The organism is Paenibacillus sp. JJ1722, from assembly GCF_048282685.1.
GTDB classification, from domain to species: Bacteria; Bacillota; Bacilli; order Paenibacillales; family Paenibacillaceae; genus Paenibacillus; species Paenibacillus polymyxa_B.
Genome location: NZ_CP182500.1, coordinates 4,371,124 through 4,385,424, shown reverse-complemented (window position 1 = coordinate 4,385,424; position 14,301 = coordinate 4,371,124). Strand labels below are relative to the sequence as shown.

The window sequence follows — 14,301 nt, the reverse complement described above, 5'->3', positions numbered from 1 at the left end:
GATTGAAGAAGCCGCAGATGAGTGCAACTGAGAGTCAATATAAATATGTATAACAAGGTTTGTACGCTATAAAGGGACGAGAGGTGATATTTAATAAACAACCCAGCATATGTATTTATCGGTTAAAAGAGAGATTTAGTTTACAGAATGACCATTCATTGGGGGATTTTCAATGTGTATTTTTGGAAGGGAGAGGCATGGGAAGAGAGAAAGCTGACAGTAATTTTGAACAATTGCCTTCCAAAGTCAGGAACGGGGCTAATTTAATTGTGATTAAGGATTCGGGTAAATTAAATACAGGCTCATATGGAACTAGTGGGATCGATAGAAGTGAAGGGAAAACGGGTATCATCTGGAAAATGGGGGTGTTGTGAGAAGGAGTGGCTTTTGATTTTATAGGTAATATATATAATAAAAACGAATATATCCCTTCCATCGTCTCAACACATGTGGAGTGTTGCTCATTACTTGTGAGAAAAGATTAAAAACATGATGTATCGGTGTTAGATCCTTTAAAAGGGGCTATTTTTCTTGTATGCTATAATGGTATTATTTTCAAATGGGCGGTGTTTTTGTAGAAAAAATCATCACCTTGTTTCAATTATAAAATTGATATAAATTCGAAAGTTGAGTGATTATATGGATTGGAATTTAGTGGAGGAAAAACGGGAAGAGGCATTTGAGTTACGAAATAAAGCCGGATATTTTTTTGGATTTACAAATGAATTACTGAAAGCAGTAGAATTATTTGATTTTGTTATTGGTGAGTATGCAAAACAAATAGCCAAATTAAATAATTTATTTGATGATAGAGTTGCTCTGTTTAAAATGAATAAAGAGCATTTAGAATATGAAAAGCATTACTGTCTTGCGATTTATAATGAAAGAAATAGTAAGTTTGATGAAGCTATCAGTCATTCTAAAAGTAGCATCGCTCATATAGAGACGGCGATTAAACTGTCTAATGACGCATTACAGATAAAATATCTTAATGAAGATGCTATAAATGGTATTAATTATGATTCAAAAAGGTGGACCTATTACAAAGAACAAAATCAAATATACTTTGAGTATTTGTTAGCTAGACAAGAGGCTATAAAAAATAATATCTCCAAATCGATAGATTATTATAAAAAGATTCAAGAACGATTCAAAGATTTGTTAAACGTAACCGGAAATTATGTTGATGTGCTGGAAGAGGGATATCAGAGAATAGCAGATGCGAATTATTTAATGATGTGTTCTAATTATGCTTTTGTATTAGGTGAAAATTTATTAGGGGCTGAATCTTCAACAGAACTTAACCCAATCATTATTGAAGGCTTAGTTGAATTATGGGCTTCCTACAGGTACTCATTAGAATCGGTGAAGATATTCCCTGAGGGAGACCGCCATAGGGAAGTACTAAAGAATCAATTAAAATATATTAATAACTTGTTACTAAAATTCAAGGATTCGTGGGAAGTACTGTTGGATAGAATCGGAGGAGACGAGTTTAAAGTAAATATCAGTTATTTAAAAACAATCATAAATCAAGACGCGGGTACTGAATCTAATGATTTGGCTTTTAAAATTACAGAACTAACTAATATGCTTTCTAAAACAGAATTTTATAAGAGTGACATTCGCACACCGGATTTAACAAGGCAGAGGATTGAGTATTTAAAATATGTAATAGAAAACAATGATGGTTATAAATTGTTTTATCATAATGGAGTAGAAGTTGCAGATGAAGACAAAATTCAGTTATTGTTTAAATTTGTGTGGTTTGAAACTGAGGCCGATGTTAATAGAGAGGTTAATAATGGGAGGGGGTCAGTAGATTATAAGGTATCAAAAGGTGCATCTGATAGTACATTAGTTGAATTTAAATTAGCTAGGAACAGTAAGCTGAAAAGTAATTTGCGAAATCAAGTTGGGATATACGAGAAAGCAAACGGGACGGGAAAATCATTTAAAGTTATTTTATATTTTAGTCAGGCAGAACATAAAAAAGTAAATGAGATTCTAAAGGAATTAAGCCTTGAAAACGATACTTCTATTTATTTGATAGATGCTCGAAGAGATAATAAACCATCAGCTTCGTTAGTGAAATAGGTTGTATCAATATTTACATTAGACTTGTCGATATTATTCGTTCTGTACTTTAGTAGTACTTTTCACTGCTCGTAATATAAGATGCTTTGTTGTCATAGCTCCTCACTTGAGGACTATTTTTATTCTAGGAAGAAATTATATAATGATTTTAAGTTGGGCGGTGTAGTTATGGAAAATCAAAATTCAAAATTCGAGGCAAAGATTATTACCTCACTTCCTGAATATGAAGATGTTTTTATAAATTTCTTTCAAGATACCACTAGGTCATTCATGTCATTAAAGAATGAACTATTGTCCGGAATAGGGACAGTTAGTCATGAAGGGCCTGCTCGTATACGGACTAGTTCTGATGAAGTTATGTTAGACAAAGAACCTGCAAAAATTGAAATGAAGTTTAATATACCGTTTGATGTGATTTTGAGGACAGATGTTGAGGCTTTGATGAAAAGTATTGATGAAGCATCTGACTCTGGAATTGAATCGCTCGTTCCTCAAATTTTTCAATTTTTAGGGGAAGTATGTGATGCTAGCGGTCAGGTGGTAGATGGTAGAGGTCAACCCTTCTCATTCGACTTGTTCTTAGAATTGTTGGAGAAAATAGAGATTACTTTTAATGATGATGGTAGTCCGAACATGCCTACATTGTTCATATATCCCAACATGCGGAAGGTTCTTGAAGATAATCCACCGAGCGAACAGCAACAAAAACAGATGGAAGAGTTAATTTCACGGAAGAGGGATGATTTCTTTGCTAAGAAACGCACTCGTAAGTTATATTGAAACATTGAACGAAAGGCAATTTGACATCCCCCTTCTTTGCATCTTGTTGAAGAACGGATTCCATGACATTCATTTCACTCATGGTTCGTTCGAGTTCGGAAAGGACTTTATAGCGAAAAAAATAGAAGGGGAAAAGACAGTTCAATATGTATTTCAATCAAAAGGTGGAAACATTGGACTTTCTGATTGGGGTCAAATTAGATGGCAAATTGAAGAGGCAAGAATTAATCCTCTTTCTCATCCTTCATTTGATGAAGAGTTACAAAGAGAAATCATACTTATTACTACGGGTAGACTCGTTGGTGGGGCTACAGTATCTGCGCAACAATACAATGAAAGATGTAAATCTGAGGGCGAAATAGGCTTTAAAGTATGGGATATCGACACTCTAATAGAGATGATGCTTAATGGTGGAATCAGTCCTTTAGGGCTAATTGAAGAAACGCCGGATTTGTTGCAAATGTTGTCCAAACTTAAGAAAAACGAATCGAATTTTAAGGAAGTAGAGCAATATTCCCGAAGATGGATTGAAAAATGTTTATCTAAGGATAAACGTTCCTTTCTCGGAGTAATCTTAGAGTCTACACTATTCACATATGAACTAATAAATACAAATAGGCTAGCTTTGGCAACATACGTCAGTCTATTTCCTATTCGAGCAATGTTAAATGCATTACACGATATCGGGTCTATACCAAAATGGTCAGAAGACTGTTTAAGACTCGCAGAGGACCATTTTATGGCTAATGCACTTAGCTTTATCGAGCCAATTAAACAGTCCTATAAAGAGAGAGAGACTGTTTTCTACCAACATACTAGGGGAGTCCTATCCTTCATAGCCTATCCAGTAATTTGTTCTCAGTTAATGGAAATTTTAGGTCTTCTTGGATTGCTTCAAATTAAAAGACAAGAGATATCACTAGCAGAGGAAACAGCAGACATGCTAGAAACCTTAATAAACAACAATTCTGGATTTTTCTCTCCAATTTCTGATAAATATGCAGTTTCAATAATTCCGTCCTCCTTGCTTCTTAAAGCGTTTAATCGGATAGATACGTGTACTCAGCTTATTAGAAAAGTCGCCGTATGGATTTGTAATAGATATGAATTATCAGAAGCGGGGTTAGCTAGCCCTTATTCCACCGAAGAAGAAGAAATACAAACCTTGTTAGGATATGCGTATGATTTTATTGATTTGCCAAGAAGACGGGAGTCATATATAGCAACAATAGTGGTTGACCTATCAGCACTCTTTCAGCTGAATCATTTGTATGATGACGTAGTAAATGACATTCAAGCTGTTGCTATTTATCCATGCAATGTGGAGGTAAAAAACACTTTAGGGCGGGATGTAATAAATGGTGATGCGATTTATACCCCTGTTGTTAGGTTTACAGATAAGCTGACAATTGGGGGGAATTGGAGAGTGGGAAATCACCAAGAGGATGCAAATGAATCGTTCTGTTATGAAAATCACCTGTGGTGGGAGTTAATATCTACTTCCTCTGTAGTGAGAGATAGACATTTCATAAATGATTTAAGAAAGATAGTAACGAATGAGTTAACTAAAAGTTAATTTTCTAATATTAACACTATCTGTAATGACAAGATTGATAAAAGAAAGATCAATGCTACATGAACCGATTTAATTGTCCTTGTTATGGTTATCCTACACTAGAAGAAAGACGTGGTTGGGAAATCTGTTGTTTATGTGACTGGGAGGATGATGGGCAAGAGCGACCCATATGCAGATGAAGTTTGGGGCGGTCCTAATGCTGATTACTCATTAACGGCAAAGGATAATTTTAAAAAGAACTACACAATGTACAGAGGTAAAAGAAACATTCTACGACAGTCAGATAAATAAATATTTACTAGTAAAGCTTTTCTTAGTATTAAATTAAAATTATGTAAATTTTGCACAAGAGCCAGTGGCTCGATATAATCAGCATAAAAACGAAAATATAAGAGGAATAGCAATTCTTCGTTTTGGTCATAATGCGAGGATACATGGAACGGTTAATTAGGAACTGATTATTCCACTTATCAATGGTGCATTGAATGATGAGAGTGCGTTTGTTAGAGGGCATGCTCATTCAGCTTTAGATGATATTGAATTATTTTGCAAGTAATTATGCTTCAGAGACCTTCTCAGAGGCGTTTTTTAATGGGGGGGCGATTAAAACCAATTTCGTATCTTTAACCTGTGTAATCATAATCGACCCAGTATTATTTTTGTCTTGTACGTACAATAATGCTTTGAAATTATAACCTATTTCTTTTGAGAGATGCACTGGGGAGAACCGTTAAATGGTTAGTTACCATCATCAAACACTGCAATTAGCATACCTTTGCTTTCTCACGCTTTTCTGAAATTAAATAAAAAATGCACTAATCGCGTGCATATCACGACTACTCTTAGTGTAAGGACCAATTGGCTGTGCACTTCAATCGAGTTCATGTATCACCTTAAATTAATATCAAGATTTTTGTTATACAATAGATAGCAAAAAATTTCCTACTTTTGAAAATATGCCTGGTATGAACGGCAAGAGAAATAAGTATATCTCAACGAAGCAAGAAGGGATAAGGAAACCTCAGTTAATCCTAGATAAAGTATATGTAGAAACATATAAGAGTGGAAATGTATACCAAATATATTGCTGAAGATGCTGAAAGCGTATGGGCTTAAGGCTACGGATTACAAGGGTTACTTCCGCGCAGATTACACCGAATTGAATCAGGAGTAATTTACAGTGTGTTTCCAAAAATCCGAGGGTATATAGACTCGTTTTTTCTTGTTACTTTGAATTCTTGTTATCTAAATAAATAATTCTCCAAGCCCCTTGTTGAAATACGAACGTACATTCGGTATAATAAATACGAACGTTCGTTTCTGTTCATTACACGGATACAAGAAGTAACAGAATGGAACGTTCACAATCATAAAATTCTCACACAAACTACTAAACAGGAGGACCAAACTTGTCCACAGATACAATGCACAATTAATACCAGATCAAGCTATTCCACTTTAACAAAATCACGTTTCTAGGTAACTACTTTACGCACCACAATCTAGTATTCGTTCCACCGTATCCTACAGTATCTATCTCGACCAACTCAAGCGAGTCGTAGCAGAACACAACCCATTTGTTGATGTTACCGAAGTCATCTTTATGCTCAGAACTGATCAAATTGATATCTCAACTTGCTTTGTTTGAACGTATGTTGCGAGATGGTATCTACTATAATGGGGAGAAATATGTCCGTTCGATCAAGTCACCTGCTATGGTACATACGTAGAGAACGGAATTCATCCAAGAAAAGTATTTTGCTCATCTATATGAACACATTACACTCGGCAAAATGCCTCCACTCACCAATATCCATAAGTGGAAAGCGGCTCTGGGTGTGAGTTCAGCAGCACAGCCAGCACCGAAGATTCCACGTATCGTAGTCATTCCGAATTATGAAAGGAATACAATTATTAAGTATGTATGGAAAGTTGAAAAGTGTGCTGAGGAATCTATTTGATGAATAACTCAAATAACGTGAATATTTCAAAAGCAAAAAATTGAAGCTATCTATAAACACTTGCGTGGTACAGTGGCATGAACTTTGTTTTAATCAAAAATAGTACAAATTTTTAGAAAATGTGACATAGATAAAGTGATTTTTAATCACATCAGGTCATCGGCAAACGAGGTCGTCCTATTGATCTGATTTTAACAAAATTTTGCTTCAAAGCATGGCATTAATACACTGAGGAACAAGCTTAGTCTAAGTAGTATTTCAAAATATAACTGATATAAAGAACTACTAAAAGTACATAACAATGACGATTTTTGTGTCGCTAATTATGCGAAGCCATCTGCCCAATGGAAGCCTATATACAACAATATATTCATACATGTACTGAATTTCACGTATTCTAAGTAAGAATACTCATTTTTTATTTTAATAGAGTCTAAAGGCTTAAAAAAATTTTTTTTTGTGGTACTATATCCTTAGAAAGGGAGGATTATTATGCCACAAAAGTCAAAAAGATTTAATGCTTATCAGGTTGATATGCATTATATGGTTCAGAACAGACATTCCACCGATGCAATTAAATGGGATTCTGACGTTATTCAGCAACTCTTTGATCACATTTTTTCGCTGTCTTTAGAAACTAGAACAAAACGCTATAATGATTCATGGCTTATGTACATGGATTACCTTGATTCTGATCAACACTACATATTTGGTCGTTTTTTATCTGCCGAGTATGGTACGACTGGCGAATTATTACACGCTGATCAATTAACTCTTCGTCCTAACCCTAAATTGCTGCGTGAAGGAGAAACAGAGTCTACTTATTTTATTATAAAAAAAGCTGATGGTTTATTACTTCTTCAGAGCAACTTAAAACTTAATAGGCCAAAATTTGAAGAATACATTGAACAACTTGGTCAACAAGTAATCCGAAACAATTCATTAACGTTTATACAAGTTTGTACTCTTGTGGAAAACAACTTTTTTGAGAGTATTAGACAATTAAATACAGTGCACAAAGTAGTTATAGAGGTGTCTAAAACAGAGTTAACAGCCGATGAAAATGTGGCTGTACGAGCACTTCAAAATGACATTGAAGAAATTAGTGCTACTGATGTCAAGTTAGAATTTGAAGCTAAATATCAGCGGCAAGGCATGAAAGGCGTCTTGCCTTTGGTTAAAAAATATAAAGATCAGCAAGGGGTCACTAAGATTGTTGTAAGAGGTAAATTGGCTGGGGCTGAAAAGGTAATTAAATTAGATGAATCCCAAGAGCAGTATAAGAAAAGAGTTGAGGTTGATCGTAATAATCAACCCATGATGACCTCTGTAGAAAATGTTCTGCGGGAAGTAGCAACACAAAGAAGAATTTTGAGAGGATGATAAGTCATGCTAAGGGGCGTAAAGAGGTTTATAAAAGCCAATAATTTCCCGTGGGTTACATTTGTAAAATACTGGAAAAATTCTTCTCGCTCTGAACTTATTGTCGATGTGCTTGTTCCATTTATTATATCGTCACTACTTCTGCTTTTTACATCTGAATATGTTACAAATTTTAAAGATTTAGTTGATAAATTTCAGCAACTAAGCGGTCAAGTAATTGCTGCCATTTCAATATTAGCTGGTTTTAATATTGCTAGTATCACAATTATCTCTACCGCTGGCAACTCCATGGAGAGATTAAGAAACACCCGAACCTCTCCAGGGGCGTTATCTATATATGAGATATTGATTGTATTTTTTACTTGGGCTGTAATAATTCAACTAATTGTTGTATTGATCAGCATCCTACTGTTTTATGTAGGTTCATTGGTACCGTTAAAATTTAGTAGCATTTTAATACCTACATGGGGCTGGATAAGTGCTATTCTGTGGCTCACAATAACTATTCATTCAGTTTTTATATCAATTAGGAATATGAAGACTTTATATCACTACGTCACATATAATCCATAAAGCTATTGAGTTGCTATTGTGTAGAAGAAAAGCTAATGAACATTAGAAATTGGCTTGATGGATACTAGGTATGGGATATACTGGGGTCATTCATATTTCTGATACTTGGTGCTTTTTTTTGGAACAATAGTTAAGTAAGTTCTTGTTGACATTTTTATCACAGGAGAAATTATATATACAACAACACAGCGCCGATTTACATGCTATGCCTTTAAGTACTTTCCAAACGAACTACTAGTAATGGTTAACAATGGAACGTGAGAATCCAAAGCTTAACGATCTGAAAGAAATCTTGGATTACTACCCCTTACTTTAGCAGATCCATGGATGGTGAGTGATATGACAATGCGTAGGTGTCCACCGCGAAATGTTGAGTTTAAGAGGTTAAGGACAAATAGCTGAGGATAACTAATCTTGTTCTACCTCATCAACCAGATCAATAATCTCACGAATATCTTCAATGTTCATAGCCTCGGCTATTCTTTCGATATGATTAAAATTGATGCTTTCACGTTTACCTGATTGAAGTTCGCTTAGAGCAGCGTGTCGTACATCAGATAAACGTGAGAGTTCTCTCAAGGAAATATTGTGTTTTCTCGTAATTTCGTTAATTTTCACAACTACTTTCTTTGCCATTAGGTTTCCCACCTTATTTTACAAATTTTTCTTGACGATACGCATAAACGTAACATATAATTTTTGTAAAACTGGTACTCATATACGTACCAAAAGGTGGGGAATATTTTGACTTCTCAGAGTGACATGGTAGCGGAGTATGAAAAGTTAGTAGAACTTGAAAAGCAATACACAGAGAGGATTCAAACTTGTATTAAATTACTTGGAGATGCGTTTAACATTATCGCTGCCAAAGCAGGAGCGTTGAGCATGGATTCAGTTAAGGAAGCGGCTTATTATTTACACTCAACGGAAATTGAACTAAACCATGTTTTGTACTATATCCGCTTAGAGAAAAGTATTTTAACTAATCAGTTAGGATTTGAAACAAAATGAAGCAAACCCAAGCATAGTAGCGGAGGGGACGGAATCGTTCTGAAGAAGCGGAGCGTTCGCCTTTGAACCCGGATTTTTACCGTTAAAATATAATCACAAAAATCTGGGGGCAACAGCGATCGGAAGAATGATCCGTCCACGTAGCGTCCTTAGTTGCACGTAAAACCTCTTTAAAAAGCCAAACCCGACATGACCCTTCACGGTCTAATCGGGTTTTCTCATTTCAATCCCTCTATCCCCACCCATAAATCTTCACTCCTCCTCCCAACACTGCCACCCAGATAGTTACACCCACTCCCAACATCATGTATAGTAAAGTTATGGGAAATAAACATGAACCCGCATATTATCTTGAACGAATAGCCGTACAATATGAAACATGGCAAAAACGAGGAGGAACGTGATGATACATCCAACACAGATTCAGGATATGCTGCAAGCCGCGCTGGAGACGGGCGGGGATTTTGCAGAGGTGTTCGTCGAGGACCGTACCAATGGACAACTGGGCATGACCGGAGGCGTCGTGGATACGGCGCTGTCAGGCCGGGATTTTGGGATTGGTATTCGGATCATGAAGGAGCATTTCTCGGTGTATGCCTACACCAGTGATATGAGCGAACAGAGCCTGATTCGACTGGCCAAATCGGCTGCCAAGGCCATTCGCGGAGGTGGAGCGCCAGGTACACACACCCTTACACTCCATCCTCATGCTATCCCTAACCAACATCCGATTGCGATCATTCCTGACGCTTCACAGAAACGTGCCAAGATTGACATGATGAGACGGGCGCATGAGGCAGCAAGCCAATATGATCCTTCCATCACGCAGACTTCCATTGGGATTAGTAACTCAATCCAAAACGTGCTGATCGCCAATAGCAACGGGCTGCTGGTGGAGGATACCCGTACGTATATACGCATGAGAATAAGCGCGATTGCGACCGATGGGGAGCATAGACAATCCGGGTTCCGTGGGCCGGGAGCGTATGCAGGGACTGAATTCTTGGAGAATCTGAATATCGAAGAAAATGCGAGACACGCCGCTCGTATTGCGACCACGATGGTCAAAGCGGGATATGCGCCTAGTGGCAGACTGCCCGTCGTGATTGAGAACGGCTTCGGTGGCGTTCTTTTTCACGAGGCGTGTGGACACGGGCTGGAATCTACGGCGGTGGCTCATGGAACCTCCGTGTTTGCGAATAAGATCGGGCAGCAGGTGGCTTCACCGCTTGTCACGGCTATAGACGATGGAACGATTCCGAACGCGTGGGGCTCGCTCAATATCGATGATGAAGGAGCGCCGACACAGCGCAACGTACTGATTGAGAACGGCATTTTAAAAGGATATCTGATCGACCGCATGGGCTCGCGCCAGATGAGTGTACCTGCGACAGGGTCGGGACGAAGACAGTCCTATAAATTTGCACCTGCGTCCCGTATGAACAATACGTTTATTGCGAACGGGGATTCTACGCGTGAAGAGATCATTGCAAATACGGAGTACGGGATCTATGCCAAATCGCTAGGTGGCGGTTCGGTGAATACTTCGACGAGCGAGTTCAATTTTGCAGTCGAAGAGGCGTATATGATTCGCAACGGCAAAATTGCCGAGCCAGTCAAAGGAGCAACGCTAATCGGCAAAGGGATTGAAACCCTACAAAATATTGATATGGTCGGCAACAATCTGGATCATGGTCAGGGGATGTGCGGCTCGGTCAGCGGAAGTCTTCCGGTCAATTGCGGACAGCCGACAATTCGCGTGTCCGAGATGACCGTCGGCGGACGGAAGGGGGAATAGGCGATGAATATTCAGCAATTTCAGGAAGCGTTGTTCACAAAAGGTCGGGAAATCGGCTACGCGGATATGGAAATCTACTATGTAAATGGACGTTCTACCTCGGTGAAGGTACTGAAGGGAGAAATTGACCAATATACCATCGTGGAGAACGGTGGACTTTCCTTCCGGGGGGTCATTAACGGGAAAATGGGCTATGCCTCTACGGAGAAGCTGGAACCGGACGTGATCGACTTTTTATTGGAAGAAGCACGCAGCAACGCGGAGATATTGGAGAGCGAAGAGCAGGATGAGCTGTTCGCAGGCTCTGAGATCTACCCTGAGCAGCCTGCCTATGCCTCAGCGTTGGCCGACACCGCTCCTGAGATTCTGATCGAAGCGGCGCTGGAAATGGAGCGCACAGCGCTTGCCGCAGATCCACGGATTGTGATGGCTCGGCATTGCTCGGTCAGCATTCGTGAAAATGAGGTTCTAATAGTAAATACAAAAGGACTGCACTGCCATCGTCGAAAAAGTCTGGCGAGCGCTTATGTGTATGTGATTGCAGCAGACCATGACGAGACCGTTACCGGGGGCTGGCATGATTATTCGCTGCGGAGCGTGGAGGAAATCGATATTGTAGATGTGGCGCATAGAGCCGTAAAAGAGGCTGTTTCCAAGCTGGGGGCGCACACGATCCAATCGGATAACTATCCAGTCATTTTTCGTCATGATGCAGCCGCGCAATTGCTGGCTGCGTATACGTCGGTATTTTCTGCGGAGTCGGTGGATAAAGGCTTTTCACGCTTGGCTGGGAAGCTGGGGCAAAAGGTGGCAAGCGAACATATCACGCTGATTGATGATCCGCTGATGGAGAACGTTCCCGCAGGCAGTACGTTTGATGCCGAAGGCAGCGCATCGCATCGTAATGAGATCATCAAGGACGGAGAACTACGGACGTATTTCCATAACCGCAAGACGGCTCGCAAGGCTGGGGTGGAAAGTACCTCTAATGCTTCCAAGGGAAGCTATAACGGTAAAATCGGTGTGTCGTATCATAATCTGTATGTGGAACCAGGGACGTCTACGTTGGAGGACATGATTCGCGAGACGGATCGTGGGTTGATGATCGTCGAGCTACAGGGGCTGCATGCGGGTACGAATACGGCGTCCGGTAATTTTTCGTTGGCTTGTCTGGGATACTGGATTGAACAGGGGCAAGTGGTCAGAGCAGTCAATCAGATCACTGTATCGGGCAACTTCTTTGATGTGTTGCAGCAGGTAGAGGAAGTTGGCAACGATTTGCGTTTTACGGGAAGCTGCACATCGCCTTCGCTCAAGCTGGCTGCACTCTCGATTTCAGGTTCCTAATGACTGGAGCAGCCTTCTTTTTTCAGACTCACGGCCTGTTCCTGACGTTCCAATTGTCTACTGATGGCAGATGCCTGATGCATCAGGGTATGGTAAAGTAGGAGAAAGTCTTTGAAATATGAAAAAAAGGCTTGGTTACAGCACCGCGACAGGGTATTATAGACAATAATATATTCGAAAAAAGGTTCGAATTGAATTTTTATTGGGGGATGTATATGAGATATATAAGCACTAGAGGTCGAGTAGAAGCCAAGGGATTTATTGATACCGTGCTCATGGGGTTAGCTGACGATGGAGGTCTGATGGTACCTGAGCAGATTCCGACCGTGTCGGCAGCTACGCTGGAGCAATGGGCAACATTGAGCTACAGAGAGCTGCTGCTGGAAGTTTTTGCGCTGTATATCAATGATGAGATTCCTCGTGAAGATTTGGAGCAGCTGGTCGAGCGCAGTTACGCGAGCTTCCGTCACCCGGAAGTTACGCCAGTGAAGAAGATCAACGATTCCCTGTCTATTTTGGAGCTGTTCCACGGGCCTACGTTTGCGTTCAAGGATGTGGCGCTGCAATTTATGGGTGAGTTTTATTCCTACGTGTCCAAAAAGCAGAATGAGATCATTCACATTTTGGGTGCAACCTCGGGCGATACTGGGGCGGCAGCGATTCAGGGCGTGCGTGGCAAAGAAGGCATTAAAATCTGTATTTTGCACCCACACCAAAAGGTGAGCAAGGTACAAGAGCTGCAAATGACGACGGTTGACGATGAAAATGTATTGAATCTGTCCGTAAAAGGGAACTTTGACGATTGTCAAAAAGTCATTAAGGACCTGTTTGCCGATCTCGATTTCAAAGGTAAACATCATTTGCGGGCGATTAACTCGATTAACTTTGTGCGCATTTTGGCGCAAACTGTATATTACTTCTATGCTTATTTCCGGGCGCATGAGTCTGCGGGTACGAAAAAAATCAATATCAGTGTGCCATCTGGCAACTTCGGCAATATTTTTTCCGGCTTTCTTGCGAAGAAAATGGGCCTGCCGATCCATAAGCTGATTATTGCAACCAATGAAAATAATATTTTGGAGCGCTTCGTGAAGACAGGTGAATACAAGCCAGGTGACTTCAAAAGCACATACAGTCCTTCGATGGACATTCAGGTGGCGAGCAATTTCGAAAGATACCTGTATTACTTCCTTGGAGAAGATGCAGCCAAGGTATCTGAATACATGAATAACCTCAAAACCGAGGGACGGATTGTGATCAGTGCAGAGGATTTGAAACGGGTACAGCAGGATTTTGAAGCGCTCGGCGCTTCGAATGAGCAGTGTCTGGAGCTAATCAAGAAATACAAGGCCGAATACGATTATTTGCTCGATCCCCATACGGCATGCGGTATTGCCGCGTATGAGGCGTATAATGGCGCGAACGAAGTATGTGTGACCTTTGCGACAGCACATCCGGCCAAATTTGATGAAGCCATCCGTCTAGTGGACATCAAGCAGGAGTTCCCAGCGCAAATTGAACAATTGTTCTCTAAATCGCAGCATCAGCAGGTGGTAGAGCATGACGAGGCAGAAATTGTGCGTCAGCTTGAAGCCTTTTATGTGTAAAAGAATGGGAAAAGAGGCTACGCCTTGCGCGCAGCCTCTTTTTGTTATTTCCATATTCCAGACATAATGTATGTTTTAGTTTCAATTTGTTCACATTATAATGCCATGTAGGGTAAGGTGTTAGGGCCTTAGAAATCGTGAAAAAAGCCCGTGAATCAAGGGATTTAG

12 protein-coding genes are annotated in these 14,301 nt (G+C 39.8%); 11 read left to right on the top strand and 1 reads right to left on the bottom strand.

The genetic code is table 11. From position 1 onward, the window contains the following. Nucleotides 1-197: 197 nt before the first annotated feature. The 7 genes from ACM1ND_RS19440 to ACM1ND_RS19410 all read left to right on the top strand — a co-directional run bounded on the left by ACM1ND_RS19440 (nt 198) and on the right by ACM1ND_RS19410 (nt 8,370). Nucleotides 198-374, top strand: coding sequence for a hypothetical protein (locus ACM1ND_RS19440; protein ID WP_220030009.1), 177 nt, complete (start codon nt 198-200; stop codon nt 372-374). Nucleotides 375-639: 265 nt separating this feature from the next. Further along, on the top strand, nt 640-2,097 hold the full coding sequence (locus tag ACM1ND_RS19435; RefSeq protein WP_069081177.1) for a hypothetical protein: 1,458 nt from the start codon (nt 640-642) through the stop codon (nt 2,095-2,097). Between the two features lie 168 nt (nt 2,098-2,265). Further along, nucleotides 2,266-2,877: a hypothetical protein gene (locus ACM1ND_RS19430; protein WP_069081176.1), complete on the top strand. Its 612-nt coding sequence runs from the start codon at nt 2,266-2,268 to the stop codon at nt 2,875-2,877. Further along, nucleotides 2,846-4,453: a hypothetical protein gene (locus ACM1ND_RS19425; protein WP_418026502.1), complete on the top strand. Its 1,608-nt coding sequence runs from the start codon at nt 2,846-2,848 to the stop codon at nt 4,451-4,453. The genes ACM1ND_RS19430 and ACM1ND_RS19425 overlap by 32 nt, the downstream gene beginning before the upstream one ends. Before the next feature lie 59 nt (nt 4,454-4,512). Beyond that, complete coding sequence (locus ACM1ND_RS19420) at nt 4,513-4,632, top strand: CPCC family cysteine-rich protein (protein WP_081327515.1); 120 nt, start codon at nt 4,513-4,515, stop codon at nt 4,630-4,632. A gap of 2,274 nt (nt 4,633-6,906) precedes the next feature. Next, nucleotides 6,907-7,797: a hypothetical protein gene (locus ACM1ND_RS19415; protein ID WP_069081173.1), complete on the top strand. Its 891-nt coding sequence runs from the start codon at nt 6,907-6,909 to the stop codon at nt 7,795-7,797. A gap of 6 nt (nt 7,798-7,803) precedes the next feature. Continuing rightward, nucleotides 7,804-8,370 carry a hypothetical protein gene (locus ACM1ND_RS19410; RefSeq protein ID WP_069081172.1) on the top strand — a complete coding sequence of 189 codons (567 nt, stop codon included), beginning with the start codon at nt 7,804-7,806 and terminating at the stop codon, nt 8,368-8,370. Nucleotides 8,371-8,778: 408 nt separating this feature from the next. On the opposite strand, the gene ACM1ND_RS19405 is transcribed toward ACM1ND_RS19410, so the two are convergent. Next, complete coding sequence (locus tag ACM1ND_RS19405; protein WP_069081171.1) at nt 8,779-9,006, bottom strand: helix-turn-helix domain-containing protein; 228 nt, start codon at nt 9,004-9,006, stop codon at nt 8,779-8,781. Nucleotides 9,007-9,114: 108 nt separating this feature from the next. Between ACM1ND_RS19405 and ACM1ND_RS19400 the strand changes: the two genes are divergently transcribed. From ACM1ND_RS19400 to thrC, 4 genes are all read left to right on the top strand, one after another. After that, nucleotides 9,115-9,381, top strand: coding sequence for a hypothetical protein (locus ACM1ND_RS19400; RefSeq protein ID WP_081327514.1), 267 nt, complete (start codon nt 9,115-9,117; stop codon nt 9,379-9,381). Between the two features lie 403 nt (nt 9,382-9,784). Beyond that, nucleotides 9,785-11,179 (top strand): TldD/PmbA family protein, encoded by a 1,395-nt coding sequence (locus tag ACM1ND_RS19395; protein ID WP_418026501.1) that lies wholly within the window; start codon nt 9,785-9,787, stop codon nt 11,177-11,179. A gap of 3 nt (nt 11,180-11,182) precedes the next feature. After that, nucleotides 11,183-12,526: a TldD/PmbA family protein gene (locus ACM1ND_RS19390; RefSeq protein WP_418026500.1), complete on the top strand. Its 1,344-nt coding sequence runs from the start codon at nt 11,183-11,185 to the stop codon at nt 12,524-12,526. 215 nt (nt 12,527-12,741) lie between these two features. Beyond that, nucleotides 12,742-14,133, top strand: coding sequence for a threonine synthase (thrC, locus tag ACM1ND_RS19385; protein WP_418026499.1), 1,392 nt, complete (start codon nt 12,742-12,744; stop codon nt 14,131-14,133). Nucleotides 14,134-14,301 lie beyond the last annotated feature (168 nt).